The following is a 17660-nucleotide window of genomic DNA, read 5'->3' on the forward strand; positions in this document are numbered from 1 at the left end:
TCGAATGACCGCCACCTCCCTGACCAGCACCCAGGGCGCCGGCCGCGCCGGGGACAAAATCTTTTCGGGTGCCGCGCTGGCCGCCGGCTGCCTCATTCTTGCCGTCCTCTTCGGCGTCGCACTCTTCCTGGTGGTTCAGGCCATCCCGGCGCTGACTGCACCTGCGGCAGACATCCAGGGCGGTGAAGGCTTCTTCGCCTACATCTGGCCGATCGTCGTCGGCACGCTCATCGCCGCGGTCATTGCACTGGTCATCGCCACGCCCGTCGCCATCGGCGTCGCACTGTTCATTTCGCACTTCGCCCCGCGCGGCCTCGCGTCCGGCCTGGGGTACGTCGTGGACCTGCTCGCTGCCATCCCGTCGGTCATTTATGGTGCCTGGGGTGCAGCGTTCCTGGCCAAGGAAATCTCCCCGGCCTACAACTGGCTCGCCGCGAACATGGGCTGGCTGCCGATTTTCCAGGGCCCGGCCTCGGCCACCGGCAAGACGATCCTCACCGCCGGCATCGTCCTGTCCGTCATGGTGCTGCCCATCATCACCTCACTGTCCCGCGAGATCTTCCTCCAGACCCCCAAACTGCACGAGGAAGCCGCCCTCGCCCTGGGCGCCACCCGCTGGGAAATGATCAAGATGTCAGTCCTGCCCTTCGCGCGGCCGGGCATCATCAGCGCCGTCATGCTGGGGCTGGGCCGCGCCCTCGGCGAGACCATGGCCGTAGCCCTGGTGCTGTCCTCCGGGGCCCTGACCGCCAGTCTGATCCAGTCCGGCAACCAGACCATCGCGGCCGAGATCGCCCTGAACTTCCCCGAGGCCAGCGGACTCAAGGTCAGCACGCTGATCGCCGCCGGCCTGGTTCTGTTCGTCATCACCCTGGCCGTGAACATGATCGCGCGCTGGATCATCACCCGGCACAAAGAATTCTCGGGAGCCAACTAAATGACCTCCACGCTTACTCCCGTCCGCAGCAAGCGCTCGGCGCTGACGAAGGGCCAGCTTCCCAAGTACGCCCCCTACGTGGTCCTTGCCGCCGCGCTGATAGCCGGCGCCGCGATCCTGGCCCTGATCGGCTTCAATCCGTTCGGCTGGGGCATCGTTTCCGCGGTCCTGTTCGCCGTGGGACTGGTGTCCTGGAGCGCGGCCGTGGAGGGTTCCCGCAAGGCGAAGGACAAGCTCGCCACCTGCCTGGTGGTGGGATCCTTCCTGGTGGCCCTGCTCCCGCTCTTCTCGGTGATCTGGACCGTGCTGGTGAACGGCGTGCCCGGGCTTATCAACCCGGGATTCCTCACCAACTCCATGAACGGCGTCACCGGCGTATACGACAACCGGGCGGTGGAAGAAGGCGCACCGGTCCTCGGCGGCATCTACCACGCCCTCCTGGGCACTGTGCAAATCACTTTGCTGGCCACCGTCATCTCGGTCCCGGTGGGCCTGTTGACCGCCATCTACCTGGTGGAGTACGGCAACGACGGGCGGCTCGCACGGGCCATCACGTTCTTCGTCGACGTAATGACCGGCATCCCGTCCATCGTGGCCGGCCTCTTCGCCGCAGCCTTCTTTTTCGCCGTGGTGGGCCCCGGCACCAAGACCGGTGCCGTGGCCGCCGTCGCGCTGTCCGTGCTCATGATCCCCGTGGTGGTGCGGTCCAGCGAGGAAATGCTGAAGATCGTTCCCAACGAACTGCGCGAAGCGGCGTACGCGCTGGGCGTACGCAAGTGGCGGACCATCGTCAAGGTGGTCATCCCGACGGCGATCTCCGGCATCGCGTCCGGCGTTACCCTGGCCATCGCCCGCGTTATCGGCGAAACGGCGCCCATCCTGGTCACCGCCGGCTTCGCCACCAGCATCAACTCCAACGTGTTCAGCGGCTGGATGGCCTCGCTGCCCACGTTCATCTACACCCAGATCCTGAACCCCACGTCGCCGGCCAACCCGGACCCGTCCTCGCAGCGGGCCTGGGGCGCCGCCCTGGTACTGATCATCCTGGTGATGATCCTGAACCTGGGCGCCCGGCTGATCGCCAGGATCTTCGCTCCCAAGACGGGCCGCTGACCGCCGCTCCGGCCGCAGCCGCTACCGGCCCTTACGGCCGGACCCTAGACTTCAATTCATACCCAGTTAGTGAAGGAACACCATGTCTAAGCGCATCGACGTCAAGGACCTGAACGTGTACTACGGCGATTTCCTTGCCGTGGAGGACGTCACCATCAACATCGAGGCCAAGTCCGTCACGGCGTTCATTGGTCCGTCCGGCTGCGGAAAGTCCACATTCCTGCGGACCCTGAACCGCATGCACGAGGTGCTTCCCGGCGCCCGCGTGGAAGGCGAGGTCCTGCTCGACGGCGACAACCTGTACGGCCCCGGCGTGGACCCGGTCACCGTCCGCTCGCAGATCGGCATGGTCTTCCAGCGGCCCAACCCGTTCCCCACGATGTCCATCCGGGACAACGTGCTGGCCGGCGTGAAGCTGAACAACAAAAAGATCTCCAAGGGCGAAGCGGACGTCCTGGTGGAACGCTCGCTGAAGGGCGCAAACCTGTGGAATGAGGTCAAGGACCGCCTGGAAAAGCCCGGTTCGGGTCTCTCCGGCGGCCAGCAGCAGCGCCTCTGCATCGCTCGGGCCATCGCCGTGGAGCCCCAGGTGATCCTGATGGACGAGCCGTGCTCCGCGCTGGACCCCATCTCCACGCTCGCCATCGAGGACCTCATCAACGACCTCAAGGACCAGTACACCGTGGTGATCGTGACCCACAACATGCAGCAGGCAGCCCGTGTCTCGGACCGGACGGCCTTCTTCAACATCGCGGGCACCGGCAAGCCGGGCAAGCTGATCGAGATCGGTGACACGCACACCATATTCAGCAACCCCAGCCAGAAGGCCACCGAGGATTACGTCTCCGGCCGCTTCGGGTAAAGACCGGGCGGAACAGGTGTTGGCTGCGCAGGTGCGGCTATTCCGGCACTTCCAGCTGGAAGCCACAACGGCAACGCAGCACCCTGGTGGGCAGTGAGACTGCGCTGAGGCCACCGCTGCCATTGCTGCTGCGGTAGCAAAGCCGCTCGATTTCGAACTCGGCTTCCTCCATGGGGAAGCCGCAGTGGATGTACTCATCACCGAACATGATCACCTTGGCCATCCAGCGCACCTGCTGCAGGGCCGCGGCCACGTCCGAGGCGTAGGCCAGGTGTTCATGGAACCGGCGGCAGTCATTGCACGTGTAGGAAACCGTGACCAGGTCGCCGTTGGCCGCCCCCATGGCCGTGATGGCGTGGATGGTCAGGTGATGTTCCGTTCCACAGATTTCGCATTCCATATGCCGTGGCTGGGGCAGGGAGTGCCGGGGATTCGAGTTAGCCACGTTGCTGCTCTTTTCCACACAATGTGCATCCAGGCCGCCGATAGGCTGCAGCGGCGTTTGTCCGCGGCCCTGCACCCGGCGGCGGATGTTAGCCCCGGCAGCAGCGCTTGGGGGCGTACTTCCGAATCTACGTCACAGCGCTCTGCCTGTACAGGGCAGCAGAAGCTGTGGGTTCACGGGGACGCGCTCACCCGGATCCGCTTTCCCGGACACTTACCCGGGCAGGGGCGAAAGCGCCAGCGCCAACACAAAGGCGAGGGCTGCCGTGGCGGCCGGCGTCAGGACCCACAGCGCCACGATGCGGATCACCAGCTTCCGGTTGGTCACCGAAAAATGCTGGTTCTCACCGGCGCCCAACACGGCGGAGGTAACCGTATGCGTGGTGGAAAGCGGCCACTGCAGGCCAATGGCGCCCACGAACAGCATGACCGCGCTGAAGATCTGCGCCACCGAGCCGCGCAGCGGATCAATCTTGGTGATCTTGTATCCGATGGTGTGGGAGATCCGCCAGCCGCCAAAAAGCGTGCCGGCGGTGATCATCACCGCCGAAAGCAGGGCCACCCACATCGGGATGCTGCCGCCGTCGGAATATCCTGATGCCAGCAGGGCCAGGAGCAGCACGGCACTGATCCGTTGCCCGTCCTGGAGGCCGTGACCGAACGCCACCGCGCCGGCGGCTATGGACTGGCTGCGGCGGAAGCGCTGGTTCACCACATTGGGCTGAGTGTAGCGGGCAGCCCAGGTGGCGGGGTAAACCAACAGGAAGGTGCCGCTGTAGGCAACCAGCGGCGACAGCAGGAGCGGCAGGACAACCTGGAACAGCAATGAGTGGTCCACCCCGCCCACGCCCGTTCCGCCGACTGCGAGGCTGGCGAGCCCGGCACCGGCAAGGCCTCCCACCAAAGCGTGCGTGGAAGAAGCGGGAATGCCCCGCCACCACAGGAGGATTCCCCAGGCAATGGCGCTTCCCAGGCCTGCGAGCAGAATGCTGAGCCCCTCCGTGCCGGCGGGAAGGTGAATCCAGGTCTGGCTGACGGCGACAGCTAAGCCTGCGCTGAGCAGGGCGCCGAGGAAGTTGAAGAACGCTGCCAGCAGCACGGCCACGCTGGGCGTCAGCGCCCGGGTGCGGACGGCGAGGGCCACCGAGGTGGAAACGTCGCGGAAGCCGTTCACGAAGGCAAACACGGCGGCCAAGAGGACCACCACACCGAAGATGACTGCTGTCACCTCAGGATTCCTTGACGATGATGCTGCCTACCTGGGTGGCAATGCGCCGCATGTCCTTGGTGACGTCCACCAGCTGGTTGGCAACATCTCGGTTGCGTGAATACTGGGCCCACTTCATGTCCCTGATCATGTCCGCCACCCACACCCGGTGCGTCCGTTCAGCCCGTTTGGCCAGCCGCAGGATTTCGATCCAGTAATCCTCGAGGTCGTCGAGGTTGTCGAGCCGGCGCATCGCGTCCACCGTGAGCTCGGCCTGCCGGCTGATGATCTCCAGCTGGTCCGCAGCCCGTTTGGGCAGCCTGTCCAGCCGGTAGAGCGCCACCAGTTCGGCGGCGGCATCCAGCTTCTCCATGGCCTCGTTGAGGTAGCGGGACAGGGCGTACATGTCTTCCCGGGGGAGGGGGTTCACGAAGCTGGTGCGCATGTGGGTCAGGAGGGCGAAGTGCAGCTCGGCGGTCCTGGCCTCGTGGTTGTGCATGTCCTCCACGAGCTTGCCGTGGTCGGCGGCGGGGACGCCAAGGATCTCGGCCAGGGTGGCGCTGGCCAGCACGATTTGCTGCGCCATCTGCGATAAGAGGTTCAGCCCGGCGGGCTCCTGGGGAAAAAGGCGCAGCTTCACGTAGTTACCGTCTCCGGGATAAGTACAGGGTGGGAGTTGCCTGCCGTGTGACTTGACCCCGGCGCACAACTGACGCTAACTCTACCGGCCCGTAACTGCACCCCTGAAATGGGAAAACAGAAAAGCGGGCACCAGCAATTGGGCAGAAAAATGGTGCCGAACCGGATACGCCTCTCGGCGGTAGGCCGCTCTAGGCGGCTGAATGTTGAAGCCCGGGGGTTTCGCGGCTCGGCACCAGTTTCAGTGTTCTACGTTGGTTGGCCCAAGTCAACATTGACAGATCCGGGCTCTTGGGTCAGTCGAGCTCGCCCAGCCGCCACGCATTGGCCGCGTGCTCAAGGTCCTCCGCGGTTTTCACCAACTGGTGGGAATTGCGGGTGAGTTTGCTGGCGTGCGCCTCGTTGCCGTGCTCGGCGCCGTCGGCGAGAGTGGCCTGGCCGAGCGCCACTACCCGGCAGAATGCAGCGGAACGCTCCAGCGCGACGTCGAACTCGCCGTCGAAGGCACCCGAAAGAATGGCGTCCGCCATCGCTTTCATCTCGTCCGCGCCGGGCGGCTCAGCAGCCCCGGCCACTACGTTGGAGACCTGTGCAGTGTCCTTGCCTGCGCGAAAGTACACCGAGATGCGCTCCGGGTCCTGGACTGTTGCTGCGCGCAGGGCGTACAAGCGCCACAGCGCGCCGGGAAGTGAACGGGCGGGGCTCTCCGCCCACATTTCCGCGATGGCTTCCAGGCCCTGCTCGTCCGCAAGCTTGACCAGCCGGTCGGTCACCACCGGGTCATCGCTGTCCCGGCCGTGGCGGACCAGCGCCTGGGCGGCAAGGTGGGCGGCTTCGGACACGCGGGCGGGATCGGCTCCGCCCGCGAAAGGCTCGAAATCCACGGGCGCGAAAGGCTTCGGCTTGTGGTGCCGGTTGGCGCCGCCGTAATGACTGGAACCTGTTTGCTCGCTCATGCCCCCCACGCTACTCCTGTGCCCTGCGGGAAATCGAGCATCGGGAGATTGCCCGCCGGGCATCACAACAGGCCCGACGGCGGGACCCGGCCTGCGTGCGAATGGTGCCGTGGCCATGGGTTAGAGTATTAACGTCCAGAAATGGACTGGGCCGGGTGGTCCGGTACAGCGTGCCGAAACAGCCCGGCAGGGGCCTTTAGCTCAGTTGGTAGAGCATCGGACTTTTAATCCGTGGGTCGTGGGTTCGAGCCCCACAGGGCCCACTCTTTTAGCGAAGAGCGGGACATCCCCCGGCAGCCTCCCCGAGGCCGCCGGGGGATTTCTTGTTGGCGGCAACCGGCACAATGGGGACATGACAAAAAGCAGCACCGGGCGGCTGCCGCGCCTTGAGGACGTGGCCGAACTTGCTGGCGTCTCCCACCAGACCGTTTCCAGGGTGGTCAACGGCCACCCCAATGTCAGCAAGGCAACCCGCGAAAAGGTTGAGGCCGCCATCGCGGAACTGGGCTACCGCCGCAATACCGCGGCCCGGAGCCTCGTGACCCGGCGCTCGCAGACCATCGGTGTGCTGGGCAGCGAGCTGTCCCAGTACGGCCCGGCCAACACGATGCTCGGGGTGGAGCAGGCCGCGCGGGACGCCGGCTATTTCGTCAGCATCGCCGCGCTGCGCTCCGTCAGCAGGGACGCCATCCTCGATGCTCTGCGGCACTTTCTGGACCAGGCGGTGGACGGGATCGCCGTGCTGGTGCCGCATACCGAAACCCTGCGGATCCTGGAGGAGTTCAACCCCGGCGTGCCCGTGGTGGCTGTCGGCTCGTTGGGCAACGAGGCCGTCAGCGGGGCAATGGTGGACCAAAAACGCGGGGCGGAGATCGCCGTCGGGCATCTCATCGAGCTGGGGCACAGCAGGATCGGCCACGTTGCCGGGCCGGCGGACTGGATCGACGGCGCTTTGCGCACCGAGGGCTGGCGCGCTGCCCTCCACCACGCAGGCCTCCAGGACGACCTGCTGCTGGAAGGCGACTGGAGCGCTGGCAGCGGCTACGCCATCGGGCGGCAGTTGGCGGCCGGGCGAAAAGCAACCGCGGTATTTGTCGGCAATGACCAGATGGCCCTCGGCGTACTGCGGGCCTTCAACGAGGCGGGCGTCCGCGTGCCCTACGACGTCTCCTTGGTGGGGTTCGACGACCAGCCGGAGTCCAGCTACTTCATCCCGCCGCTGACCACCGTGCGGCAGGACTTCGAAGAGCTCGGCAGGCGGTGCATGGACACCATGCTGAAGGAGATCGAGGCGGGCGCCGCCGTCAGCTCCACCGTGGTGACCCCGGAGCTGGTGCGCCGGGAGAGCGCCGCAGCGCCCCGCCGCTAGTGCCTGCATCGCTGCTGCCTGCAGCGGTGGACGGCAGCTGCCGGACCTCGGCAGGCATATGTTGCCCTTGCCGGCGTCAGGGCTCGCTACGAAGCGGCGCGGGAACTCCGGCGGCCCGTAGGGATGCGGCGGGACCACCCGGCGAGACGTGGCCCGTAATTGATGGCCGCGTAGGTGGCCAGCGCAGCGGCCATGTGCAGATGGAGCATCAGGTGGAGTGAATGGGCGGCAGGCGCAGCTACTTCGCCGGCCGGCGGAACCTCCTGCGGAATTCCGCCGTGGCCGTGCACTGCCAGCCCGCTTCCGTTGCCGCCGGAAAAACCCGTAAACCCCAGATGAAGCAGTTGCTGGGCCACTGCGCACAAGAGCAGCAACGCCCAGGCCGGCATCGGGAAGCGCGCCAGGATCGCTGCCGCCATTCCAAGCAGCGCTGCCAGTGCCACAAGGATCATGAGGCCTGGAGCGGGGCCTCCGGCCGCCAGGTGCGCTGCCAGTCCGAGGCCTGTGGAGATGGGGCCGGCCAGCCAGGCACCAGAGCCGGCGCGGGTCTTCGGTTTTGCGTCGTCCACAGATCACCTTCCGGTTGGGTCGCGGTACATCCTGTCCTTACCCCTTTGGGCAGCGTCCCACACTTTTGCCCTTGTTGCGTTGCCGGGGTTGAACAGAGGGAAGGAAGCCCGGAGGGGCATTGACATCACACTTGTTAGCGCTCACAATCGAAGGGTCGCGAAGCGGCGGCAGCTATTGGAGGAACTTTTTATGGACGTCAAAGTGGACACGGACAGCTACGTCATCGGTGTGGACTATGGAACCCTCTCCGGCCGGGCCGTGGTGGCCCGGGTCCGGGACGGCAAAGAGCTCGGCAGTGGTGTGTTTGAGTACCCGCACGCGGTAGTCACAGATGCCCTTCCAGCGGACGTTGCCGGTGCACCGGGCGCACGGCTTCCCGGTGAATGGGCGCTTCAGGTGCCAAATGATTACCGCGACGTCCTGCGCGTCGCGGTTCCCGCCGCAGTGGCCGAGGCTGGGATCGACCCCGCCGGCGTCGTCGGAATTGCCACGGACTTCACCGCTTGCACCATGGTGCCGGTCAAGGCGGACGGCACCCCGCTGAACGAGCTCCCCGGATTCGGAAACCGGCCCCATGCCTACGTGAAGCTTTGGCGCCACCACGCGGCACAGGGCCAGGCTGACCGGATCAACCGGCTCGCTGCGGAACTCGGCGAGGAATGGCTGCCGCGCTATGGCGGACTGATCTCCTCCGAGTGGGAGTTCGCCAAGGGCCTGCAGCTCCTGGAGGAGGACCCCGAAGCCTATGCAGCGATGGACCACTGGGTGGAGGCCGCGGACTGGATCGTGTGGCAGCTCTGCGGCCAGTACGTCCGCAACGCCTGCACGGCCGGGTACAAGGGCATTTACCAGGACGGCCGTTACCCGTCCGAGGGCTTCCTCGCGGCCCTGAACCCGCAGTTCAAGGACTTTGTCAGCAGCAAACTCGAGCACACCATCGGCCGCCTGGGCGACGCTGCCGGATACCTCACCGCTGAGGCTGCTGCCTGGACTGGCCTGCCCGAAGGCATCGCCGTGGCTGTCGGGAACGTGGACGCCCACGTCACTGCTCCTGCTGCGAGGGCAGTGGAGCCGGGCCAGCTGGTGGCCATCATGGGCACCTCCACCTGCCACGTCATGAGCGGCACGAAACTGCGCGAAGTGCCGGGCATGTGCGGGGTAGTGGACGGCGGCATCGTGGACGGACTGTGGGGCTACGAAGCCGGCCAGTCCGGCGTCGGAGACATCTTCGCCTGGTTCACCAAGTACGGCGTGCCGCCGGAGTACCACGAGGCCGCCGAAGCTGCCGGCCTGGGCATCCACGAATACCTCACCGAACTGGCATCCCGCCAGGCCATCGGCGGGCACGGCCTGATCGCCCTGGACTGGCACTCTGGAAACCGCTCCGTGCTGGTGGACCATGAGCTCTCCGGCATCGTGGTGGGGCAGACCCTGGCCACGCGCCCGGAGGACACCTATCGTGCACTGCTGGAAGCCACCGCCTTTGGTACCCGGACCATTGTGGATGCGTTCCGCGATTCCGGCGTTCCGGTGAAGGAGTTCATTGTTGCCGGCGGCCTGCTCAAGAACCCCCTCCTGATGCAGATCTACGCGGACGCCACCAACCTGCAGCTCTCCACCATCGGATCCGCCCAGGGCCCCGCCCTCGGCTCCGCCATTCATGCGGCCGTCGCTGCAGGAAAGTACGCGAATATCCGTGAAGCGGCCGCCGCTATGGGCTCCGAACCGGGCGAGGTGTACACGCCCATTCCGGAGAACGTGGCCGCCTACGAGGAACTTTTCCAGGAGTACAAAGCCCTGCATGATTACTTCGGGCGCGGCAGCAATGACGTGATGCACCGGCTCAAGGCCATCCAGCGGAGGGCGGCTGGTTCGCTCCTGGCGCCCGGCGCAGTTGCTTCCGAGGCTGCAGTGGAGGTATCCGCGTGAGCATCCTGGACACCATCTCCCGCGTCCGGGAGGAAGTGTGTGCCCTGCACGCCGAGCTGACCCGTTACGAGCTGGTTGTATGGACGGCGGGCAACGTCTCCGCCCGGGTCCCCGGTCACGAGCTGATGGTCATCAAGCCCTCGGGCATTTCCTACCAGGACCTCACTCCGGAACAGATGGTGGTGACGGATCTCTACGGGGTGCCCGTGGGTGGGGACACAACGGGTGAGTGGGGCAACCCGCCGCTGTCGCCATCGTCGGACACGGCGGCGCATGCCTACGTCTACCGGCACATGCCCGAGGTGGGCGGGGTAGTGCACACGCACTCCACCTATGCCACCGCCTGGGCGGCCCGCGGGGAGGCGATCCCGTGCGTCCTGACCATGATGAGCGACGAGTTTGGCGGATCCATCCCGGTAGGGCCCTTCGCACTGATCGGCGACGATTCGATCGGCCACGGGATTGTGGAGACCCTGAAGAACTCGAATTCCCCGGCCGTGCTCATGCAGAACCACGGACCGTTCACCATCGGCAAGGATGCGAAATCCGCCGTGAAGGCGGCGGTGATGTGCGAGGAAGTGGCCCGGACGGTGCACATCGCACGCCAGCTGGGCGAAACCATCCCCATCGACCCGGGCCACATTGACTCCCTCTACGCCCGCTACCAGAACGTGTACGGCCAGTAGCGGCCGCCCTTTACGTCTGTTCAAAGATTTACTCCCAAGGAGAACCATGAGCACCGCAGCAAACACTTCCCTTGACGGTTACGAGGTCTGGTTCCTTACCGGCAGCCAGCACCTCTACGGCGAGGACGTCCTCAAGCAGGTGGCCGCCCAGTCCCAGGAAATCGCCAACCAGCTCAACGCGTCCTCCTCAGTGCCGGTGCGGATCGTGTGGAAGCCGGTCCTGACCGACTCCGACGCCATCCGCCGCACCGCGCTTGAGGCCAACTCAGACGATTCCGTCATCGGCGTCACGGCCTGGATGCACACCTTCTCACCGGCCAAGATGTGGATCCAGGGCCTTGACCTGCTCCGCAAGCCCCTGCTGCACCTGCACACGCAGGCCAACCGGGATCTGCCCTGGGCGGACATCGACTTCGACTTCATGAACCTGAACCAGGCTGCCCACGGCGACCGTGAGTTCGGGTACATCCAGTCCCGCCTGGGCATTGCCCGCAAGACCGTGGTGGGGCATGTCTCCAATCCCGAGGTCGCCCGCCAGGTGGGCTCATGGCAGCGCGCCGCAGCCGGCTGGGCCGCCGTCCGCACCCTGAAGCTGACCCGCTTCGGTGACAACATGCGCAACGTGGCCGTCACCGAAGGTGACAAGACCGAAGCGGAGCTCCGCTTCGGCGTCGCCGTCAACACCTGGTCCGTCAATGAGCTCGCCGAAGCCGTCCACGGCGCCGGGGAGTCCGACGTCGACGCCCTGGCCGCAGAGTACGAGGACCTTTACGACGTGGTTCCGGAGCTCCGCGCCGGGGCCGCCCGGCACGATTCCCTCCGCTACGGCGCCAGGATCGAACTCGGCCTGCGCAGCTTCCTCGAAGCCAACGGCTCGGCGGCGTTCACCACCTCCTTTGAGGACCTTGGTGCACTCCGCCAGCTTCCCGGCCTGGCCGTGCAGCGGTTGATGGCGGCCGGCTACGGCTTTGGCGCCGAGGGCGACTGGAAGACCGCAATCCTGGTCCGCGCAGCGAAGGTGATGGGCGCGGGCCTGCCCGGCGGCGCGTCCCTGATGGAGGACTACACCTACCATCTGGAACCCGGGGCCGAGAAGATCCTGGGCGCGCACATGCTGGAGGTCTGCCCGTCCCTGACGGCCGGCAAGCCACGCTTGGAAATCCACCCGCTGGGCATTGGCGGCAAGGAGGACCCGGTCCGCCTGGTGTTCGACGCCGATGCCTCCCCGGGCATCGTGGTCGCCCTGTCCGACATGCGGGACCGTTTCCGCCTGGTGGCCAACGCGGTCGACGTGGTGCCCCTGGACCAGCCGTTGCCCAACCTGCCGGTGGCACGCGCGCTGTGGCAGCCCAAGCCTGACTTCGCCACGTCCGCTGCAGCGTGGCTCACGGCCGGCGCGGCCCACCACACCGTGCTGTCGACGCAGGTGGGAATGGACGTGTTTGAAGACTTCGCGGAAATCGCCAAAACCGAACTGCTGACCATCGACGAGGACACCACCATCCGGCAGTTCAAGAAGGACCTGAACTGGAACGCCGCCTATTACCGGCTGGCGGGCGGAATCTAGGCGCCAGGTCAGGCCAAGCAGGGTTGCGAACAGGTTCCGGAGGCAGCAGCCTCCGGAACCTGTTGTGCTTTGGGCGCCCGCTTCCTAGTGCCCGAAGTGTGCGCGCGGCGGGCCCTCCGGAAGCCTCTCAAGGATGTCCTCGGCAACTCTCCGAACCTTGATGTTCCGGTGGCTGGATGCCTTGGCGAGGATGGAAAAGGCCTCGTGGTAGGAACACCTGTTCTGGGCCATGATCACCCCGCAGGCAACATTGATGGACGTGCGGCTGTCCAATGCCAAACGCAGATCCGAGGCGGTGGACCTCGCGGTGTGCAGGTCAAGGGCCATCTGGAGGCTCTTGGCTGCAAGGCCGGCAAAAGCCCGTGCCTCTGGGATCACCTGCAGCGGAAATGCCTTGGAGTCCTGGGCAAAAAATGCCAGGGCTGCGCTGGTCTGGCGGACGGGCTTGCCATCGTCCGGCACCTCGCCGTCCTGGTCCAGCCGGAGCCGAAGGCCGAGGACGCTGCCAAGCTTGGCCAGCTGCAACTGGCTGCAATAGCGCGGCCACCGAAAATCCCCGCTTCTTTGCAGCACGGCCACGGGATGCTCCCCGGACAGGACCTCACTGACCGGCCCTTCGCCCGCTTCCTGCTCCCACTCCAGCAGCCGGATAACGTCCGGCGTGGTGCCGGTGATGGCGGGAGTCCTCTTCGGCTGGTGCACCACCACGCCGCATTCGATATCGAGCCCTGCCGCGCGGACCACCGCCCGGGCGGAAGCGGCTGCCAGCAGTTCAAGGGAATCCTGAAGCGTCTCCGTGCCGGTCATCAGGTCCAACAGGATCCCGTCCGGCTTACCGGATGGGGAATCGGCTTTCCTGGGCTGCCCTGTCTTTGCCGGTGCGCCGTGGCCCTGCCCGGCGTTTGTCCGGCCGTTTCCCGGCGAAGCCGGCCCCTGCCGGTGGTGGTTGGGGCCCTGCTGGGAAAGAAGAGGGCCGGCGACGGCTGGGGGAGAGGCCTTGGTCTCGAAGGCCTCCTCGTCGCCGGCCCCGTTTAATGCCCGGGTCCGTCGGACCGGGAAACTGGAGCTTGCGTATCGTGCATGCATTGCGTCTCACACCCCCTCGTGAGTCAAGTAGCGCGAGCCAAAAACGTCTTGTCTCTGTGAGTAACCTAGTTCGGCGGCCGTCCGGGGAGAACGGGTAACGGGTACTCGTTTTTACAGTTAGGTACTACTTGGTTTTTTGGCCGGGCTACCTGTTTCGGCGTCTTCGCAGGTGGGGCGCGTGCAGCGTCTGGGATGATGGACGCCATGGAATTGCATATCACGGGGGATCCTGCTGCGGACGAGTTGTTGAGTGAAGATCCGTTCGCCCTGCTCACAGGAATGTTGCTGGATCAGCAGGTAACCATGGAATCGGCGTTTGCCGGGCCGGTGAAGATCAAAAGGAGGATGGGATCCTTGCGGCCTGAATCCATCGTTGCTCAGGAGCCGCAGGCGTTCGTTGACGTCTTCAAGGAACAGCCCGCCGTCCATCGGTTTCCGGGGTCCATGGCTGCACGTGTGCAGGCGCTTGCCGAAGTGGTGGAAAGCGAGTGGGGCGGGGATGCAGCGGCCATCTGGACCAAGGGCGGACCAGACGGAGCCGAGGTGCTGCGGCGGCTCAAGGCCTTGCCGGGATTTGGCGAGCAGAAGGCCAAAATTTTCCTCGCACTGCTGGGAAAGCAGTGCGGGCTGGAGGCGCCAGGATGGCGTGAAGCTGCGGGAAACTACGGGAAGGAGGGGGCTTACCTTTCTGTTGCGGATATTGTAGACACGGAGTCTCTTGCGAAGGTCAGGACCAACAAGCAAGCCGCGAAGGCTGCGGCGAAAGCTGCGAAAGCGGGCGGCTGACAGGCGTCCCTGAGTTCCTGGCTGAGGTACGCCCCGCCCCGTTCCCGCAACAACGCGGTGCTGCGGGAACAGGGCCGGCAGCGTTTTCTTACCGCGGCAGTGTTTGCTTCACAAAGCCGTGATTGTCCAGCCCGTGCGGTGCGTTTCTCCCGATTGCAGGACCACGAGGTCTTCGCCGGTATTGAAAGCCTCGGGAGGACAGGTCATGGGTTCGACGGCAAGGCCGAGCCGGGTGGTTTCCGGTTTTCCGGGAAGATCGGCGGTGTGGATCTGCACCCAGGGACAGCTCGCATCCCAGACCATCGCGGTGCCGGTCCCGTGCACTGGATCGATGACCCGAACTATGGCGTGGCCATCCGCATCGCGGGCGATGTCAGTGAAAGCATGGTCAATTTGCACGTTACCAATGGCACGGATCGAGCGGAAGTCGAAGGCAGTACCGGCCACCTGCGCCTTCGCCACGGGCAGCAGGCGGTCAGGAGTTACCGCCAGGACCGTCGAGGCGGGCAACTCCAGCAGCCACTCATCCAGCGGTGAATGCCCTCCAACGAGGTACGGGTGGGGGCAGACACCGTAGGGCGCGCGCCGAATCCCGGTATTGGTGGCTGCCACGTCTGTTCTGAAGCCGCGGCTGTCAACGCTGAACCGCGCCTCAAGGGTGAGCGTAAAGGGGTAGGCCGCCGTGGGCTCGATGGTGCATCCCAGGATGAGAGTATCGGAAGTGTGCTTCACCGCTGACCAGGGCACGTCGAACACGAGTCCGTGAAGTGCTGTGCCCCGCTCCGGCTCATTAATGGGAAGGTGATACTCCACCCCGTCGAACCTGTAGCATCCGTCGGCTATGCGGTTGGGCCAAGGAGCTACGAAGGCGCCACGAAAGTTCGGCATATCCTCATCGGCATCGAAGCCGACCACGAGCGGCCGTCCGTCGTAGCTCAGTTCGCGGACAGTGGCACCGAAACCGAGGACGACGGCCGTGTAGCCGCCGCCCTCAATCGTGTATTCGGGATGGTTCATGCCAGGGATACGGCCGTCCATGACACTGGCGGAAGGGTGATAGTTACTGCTCCATCGTCCAGCGTCACGGTGGTGTTGGACGTCATACCCACCCGCTCGGGCTCCTCAAGCGTGTTCTTTGCATAAACGTCCGTGTCGTACAGTGACTGCGCCTCCACCGTGCTGAAGCCCTTAAGTGCCGCGATGTCGATGGTCACAGTGGTCTCTTCGGTCTGGGAACGGTTGACGAGGAAGACTGCGGTGGCGCCGGTTTCGTCGTCGTGCGTTGCCACCGCGTCAACGAGCGGCACCACGCCGTACTCGCTGGTCTCGTATGTCCCGGCGTCGAGCTTGAGTTCCAACACCGAACCCTGTGCGAGCTTGGATGTAATCGAGAACGGGAAGAACGTGGTTTGGCGCCAGGCGGGCCCACCCGGCTCGGTCATGATGGGCGCGATGACGTTGACCAGCTGCGCCAGAGACGCCGAGGTGACGCGGTCTGCGTGCTTGAGCAGCGAGATCATGAGGTTGCCGAATACAACGGCGTCCGCCACTGAGTAGCAGTCCTCAAGCAGCCGGGGTGCTACAGGCCAATTGTCCAGGCCTTGAATTTTGTCGACGTTCTCGAAGCGGCTGATGTACCAGACATTCCACTCGTCGAAGGAGATGTTGATGGTCTTCGAGCTGCCCCGGACAGCCTTCACATGGTCTGCCGTTGCCACGACGGACTCGATGAAGTGGTCCATGTCGACGGCGGAGGCGAGGAAGGACCCGAGGTCCCCGTTCTTCTCCTCGTAGTACGCGTGGCAGGAGATGTAGTCGACCACGTCATAGGTGTGGGTCAGCACCACGCGCTCCCACTCGCCGAAGGTCGGCATGTGGGCGCTGGAGGAACCGCAGGCAACGAGTTCGATGGACGGGTCCAGTTGGCGCATGGCCCGGGCTGTGATGGCTGCGAGTTTGCCGTAGTCCTCAGCGGAGCGGTGCCCGAGTTGCCAGGGGCCGTCCATCTCGTTGCCAAGGCACCAGATCTTGACGTCGAAGGGGTCGGGCCGTCCGTTGGCCATGCGCTGGTCGGCGAGGGCGGTTCCCTTGGGCAGGTTGGAGTACTCGAGGAGTTCAAGCGCTTCAGTCGTGCCCCTCGTGCCCAGGTTGACGGCGAGCATGAGATCGCTGCCTACCTTCTGCAGCCAGGAAGCAAACTCGTGCATACCCACCTGGTTCGTTTCGGTGGAGTGCCAGGCGAGATCCAGGCGGGTGGGGCGCTCCTCGCGCGGTCCCACGCTGTCTTCCCAGCGGAAGCCTGAGACGAAGTTGCCGCCGGGGTAGCGGATGGTGGAGACGCCCATCTCCTTGACGAGCTCAATGACGTCCTGGCGGAACCCTTCGTTATCGGCGCTCTCGTGGCCGGGTTCGTAGATGCCGTCATAGACGTGGCGGCCGAGGTGTTCCACGAAGCCGCCAAAGATGTTGCGGTTGATCCGTCCGACGGTGAAGTGCGGGTCGAGGGTGAGGCGTGCGTTCTGCATCAAAATGACTTTCTGTGCGTACGTATGTACTTGGAGGCTGAAAGCGGGGGCCGTGCTACTTGAGCGAGCCCAGCGACAATCCGCCTTGCCAGTACTTCTGGAGTGAAAGGAAGGCAATGATCAGCGGGATGATTGAGAGGAAGGCGCCCGTGGTGATCAGGTTCCAGAGGGCCTCACCGCCGCTGCCGGCGTTGGACAGGGCCTGCCAGCCGTTAAGCCCGACGGTGACCGGAAGCAGCAGCGGATCGCTGAGGACTGCCAGTGGCAGGAAGAAGTTGTTCCAGGTCCCGACGACGGATAACAGGAGTACTGTCACGATGGCCGGGCGCAGCAAAGGCAGCGCGATCTGGAAGAACGTGCGGATTTCTCCTGCCCCGTCGATCCGCGCGGCGTCCAGCAGTTCGTCCGGCACCGCTTCCTGGGCGAAGACCCGCATGAGGTAGACGCCGAACGGGCTGAGGAGCGAAGGCAGGATCACGGCCCAAACCGTGTTCACCAGCCCTACCGAACTCAGCAGGACGAAGGTCGGGATGACGAGTGCTGTGAGCGGCACCATGACCGCACCGAGCAGGAGCCCGAAGAACGGTCCCCGGCCGCGAAAGTTGTACTTTGCGAACCCGTAGCCCGCAAGCACGGCGAGGATGGTTGCTCCAACGCCGCCTGAGATGGCGTACAGGAACGAGTTTCCGAGCCAGCGCCAGTAGATGCCGTCCTGCCGCTCGAACAGGCCCTGCACGTTGCTGAAGAAATGGAACTCATCATCAAACCAGAGAGGCCCGCCTGAGCCTCCGAAGAGGCCGGCAGTGTCCTTGGTGCTGGCGACGGTCAGCCACCAGATCGGGGTGATGAAGTAGATGACAAGGATGAGCAGGAAAATGTGCGAGCCGATGCGGGGACCGCCGTTGCGGGCCCTGGCGCGGCCTGCGGCGCTGCGGCCTTTCCGGCCGCCCTTCAGCTGGGGGGTATCGGTGACGAGTGCCATGA

17 protein-coding genes and 1 tRNA gene are annotated in these 17660 nt (G+C 65.1%); 9 read left to right on the top strand and 9 right to left on the bottom strand.

Going from position 1 to position 17660, the window contains the following annotated elements; translation table 11 throughout:
• Positions 1-4 precede the first annotated feature (4 nt).
• From pstC to pstB, 3 genes are all read left to right on the top strand, one after another.
• The gene (gene pstC / locus M1D32_RS02100) at positions 5-937 is read left to right on the top strand and encodes a phosphate ABC transporter permease subunit PstC (RefSeq protein WP_458780721.1); all 933 of its coding nucleotides are present in this window, start codon (positions 5-7) and stop codon (positions 935-937) included.
• Positions 938-2050 carry a phosphate ABC transporter permease PstA gene (gene pstA, locus M1D32_RS02105; RefSeq protein ID WP_458780722.1) on the top strand — a complete coding sequence of 371 codons (1113 nt, stop codon included), beginning with the start codon at positions 938-940 and terminating at the stop codon, positions 2048-2050.
• A gap of 82 nt (positions 2051-2132) precedes the next feature.
• Positions 2133-2912 (top strand): phosphate ABC transporter ATP-binding protein PstB, encoded by a 780-nt coding sequence (gene pstB, locus M1D32_RS02110; RefSeq protein ID WP_458780723.1) that lies wholly within the window; start codon positions 2133-2135, stop codon positions 2910-2912.
• A gap of 37 nt (positions 2913-2949) precedes the next feature.
• Here pstB and M1D32_RS02115 read toward each other — a convergent pair whose 3' ends face one another.
• The 4 genes from M1D32_RS02115 to M1D32_RS02130 all read right to left on the bottom strand — a co-directional run bounded on the left by M1D32_RS02115 (position 2950) and on the right by M1D32_RS02130 (position 6158).
• Positions 2950-3357: a hypothetical protein gene (locus M1D32_RS02115; RefSeq protein ID WP_458780724.1), complete on the bottom strand. Its 408-nt coding sequence runs from the start codon at positions 3355-3357 to the stop codon at positions 2950-2952.
• 213 nt (positions 3358-3570) lie between these two features.
• On the bottom strand, positions 3571-4584 hold the full coding sequence (locus M1D32_RS02120) for an inorganic phosphate transporter (RefSeq protein WP_458780725.1): 1014 nt from the start codon (positions 4582-4584) through the stop codon (positions 3571-3573).
• 1 nt (position 4585) lies between these two features.
• Positions 4586-5203: a nuclease PIN gene (locus tag M1D32_RS02125; RefSeq protein ID WP_458780726.1), complete on the bottom strand. Its 618-nt coding sequence runs from the start codon at positions 5201-5203 to the stop codon at positions 4586-4588.
• Positions 5204-5498: 295 nt separating this feature from the next.
• Positions 5499-6158 carry a hypothetical protein gene (locus M1D32_RS02130; RefSeq protein ID WP_104044197.1) on the bottom strand — a complete coding sequence of 220 codons (660 nt, stop codon included), beginning with the start codon at positions 6156-6158 and terminating at the stop codon, positions 5499-5501.
• A gap of 190 nt (positions 6159-6348) precedes the next feature.
• Here M1D32_RS02130 and M1D32_RS02135 point away from each other — a divergent pair.
• A tRNA-Lys gene (locus M1D32_RS02135) sits at positions 6349-6421 on the top strand.
• An 89-nt stretch (positions 6422-6510) separates the two neighbouring features.
• Positions 6511-7527 carry a LacI family DNA-binding transcriptional regulator gene (locus tag M1D32_RS02140; RefSeq protein ID WP_458780727.1) on the top strand — a complete coding sequence of 339 codons (1017 nt, stop codon included), beginning with the start codon at positions 6511-6513 and terminating at the stop codon, positions 7525-7527.
• An 86-nt stretch (positions 7528-7613) separates the two neighbouring features.
• Here the strand turns inward: M1D32_RS02140 and M1D32_RS02145 are convergent, their stop codons facing one another.
• Positions 7614-8096, bottom strand: coding sequence for a hypothetical protein (locus tag M1D32_RS02145; RefSeq protein ID WP_458780728.1), 483 nt, complete (start codon positions 8094-8096; stop codon positions 7614-7616).
• Positions 8097-8286: 190 nt separating this feature from the next.
• Here M1D32_RS02145 and araB point away from each other — a divergent pair, with 190 nt between their 5' ends.
• The 3 genes from araB to araA are packed head-to-tail and all read left to right on the top strand — an operon-like array spanning position 8287 to position 12279.
• Entirely contained in the window at positions 8287-10026 is a 1740-nt protein-coding gene (araB, locus tag M1D32_RS02150; RefSeq protein WP_458780729.1) for a ribulokinase, read from the top strand.
• Positions 10023-10712, top strand: a complete 690-nt coding sequence (locus M1D32_RS02155; protein ID WP_458780730.1) for an L-ribulose-5-phosphate 4-epimerase — start codon at positions 10023-10025, stop codon at positions 10710-10712. The genes araB and M1D32_RS02155 overlap by 4 nt, the downstream gene beginning before the upstream one ends.
• A gap of 46 nt (positions 10713-10758) precedes the next feature.
• Positions 10759-12279 (top strand): L-arabinose isomerase, encoded by a 1521-nt coding sequence (araA, locus tag M1D32_RS02160; protein ID WP_458780731.1) that lies wholly within the window; start codon positions 10759-10761, stop codon positions 12277-12279.
• An 84-nt stretch (positions 12280-12363) separates the two neighbouring features.
• On the opposite strand, the gene M1D32_RS02165 is transcribed toward araA, so the two are convergent.
• Positions 12364-13365 (bottom strand): GAF and ANTAR domain-containing protein, encoded by a 1002-nt coding sequence (locus M1D32_RS02165; RefSeq protein WP_458780732.1) that lies wholly within the window; start codon positions 13363-13365, stop codon positions 12364-12366.
• 195 nt (positions 13366-13560) lie between these two features.
• Between M1D32_RS02165 and M1D32_RS02170 the strand changes: the two genes are divergently transcribed.
• Complete coding sequence (locus tag M1D32_RS02170; RefSeq protein WP_458782261.1) at positions 13561-14151, top strand: HhH-GPD-type base excision DNA repair protein; 591 nt, start codon at positions 13561-13563, stop codon at positions 14149-14151.
• A gap of 108 nt (positions 14152-14259) precedes the next feature.
• Here the strand turns inward: M1D32_RS02170 and M1D32_RS02175 are convergent, their stop codons facing one another.
• Genes M1D32_RS02175 through M1D32_RS02185 form a run of 3 tightly spaced genes read right to left on the bottom strand, consistent with a single transcriptional unit; the run spans position 14260 to position 17658 of the window.
• On the bottom strand, positions 14260-15168 hold the full coding sequence (locus M1D32_RS02175; RefSeq protein ID WP_458780733.1) for an aldose 1-epimerase family protein: 909 nt from the start codon (positions 15166-15168) through the stop codon (positions 14260-14262).
• Complete coding sequence (gene arfA / locus M1D32_RS02180; RefSeq protein ID WP_458780734.1) at positions 15165-16676, bottom strand: arabinosylfuranosidase ArfA; 1512 nt, start codon at positions 16674-16676, stop codon at positions 15165-15167. The genes M1D32_RS02175 and arfA overlap by 4 nt, the downstream gene beginning before the upstream one ends.
• 55 nt (positions 16677-16731) lie before the next feature.
• The gene (locus M1D32_RS02185; RefSeq protein WP_458780735.1) at positions 16732-17658 is read right to left on the bottom strand and encodes a carbohydrate ABC transporter permease; all 927 of its coding nucleotides are present in this window, start codon (positions 17656-17658) and stop codon (positions 16732-16734) included.
• Between the last annotated feature and the right edge of the window lie 2 nt (positions 17659-17660).

It is taken from the genome of Arthrobacter sp. D3-16 (assembly GCF_054408515.1).

Excerpts from the sequence above, each read along its gene's own strand:
- M1D32_RS02175 (WP_458780733.1), bottom strand. The coding sequence starts at position 15,168 with ATGAACCATCCCGAATACACGATTGAGGGCGGCGGCTACACGGCCGTC.
- araA (WP_458780731.1), top strand. The coding sequence starts at position 10,759 with ATGAGCACCGCAGCAAACACTTCCCTTGACGGTTACGAGGTCTGGTTC.
- pstA (WP_458780722.1), top strand. The coding sequence starts at position 938 with ATGACCTCCACGCTTACTCCCGTCCGCAGCAAGCGCTCGGCGCTGACG.
- M1D32_RS02165 (WP_458780732.1), bottom strand. The coding sequence starts at position 13,365 with ATGCATGCACGATACGCAAGCTCCAGTTTCCCGGTCCGACGGACCCGG.
- M1D32_RS02140 (WP_458780727.1), top strand. The coding sequence starts at position 6,511 with ATGACAAAAAGCAGCACCGGGCGGCTGCCGCGCCTTGAGGACGTGGCC.
- M1D32_RS02170 (WP_458782261.1), top strand. The coding sequence starts at position 13,561 with ATGGACGCCATGGAATTGCATATCACGGGGGATCCTGCTGCGGACGAG.
- pstC (WP_458780721.1), top strand. The coding sequence starts at position 5 with ATGACCGCCACCTCCCTGACCAGCACCCAGGGCGCCGGCCGCGCCGGG.
- arfA (WP_458780734.1), bottom strand. The coding sequence starts at position 16,676 with ATGCAGAACGCACGCCTCACCCTCGACCCGCACTTCACCGTCGGACGG.
- M1D32_RS02185 (WP_458780735.1), bottom strand. The coding sequence starts at position 17,658 with ATGGCACTCGTCACCGATACCCCCCAGCTGAAGGGCGGCCGGAAAGGC.
- pstB (WP_458780723.1), top strand. The coding sequence starts at position 2,133 with ATGTCTAAGCGCATCGACGTCAAGGACCTGAACGTGTACTACGGCGAT.
- M1D32_RS02130 (WP_104044197.1), bottom strand. The coding sequence starts at position 6,158 with ATGAGCGAGCAAACAGGTTCCAGTCATTACGGCGGCGCCAACCGGCAC.
- araB (WP_458780729.1), top strand. The coding sequence starts at position 8,287 with ATGGACGTCAAAGTGGACACGGACAGCTACGTCATCGGTGTGGACTAT.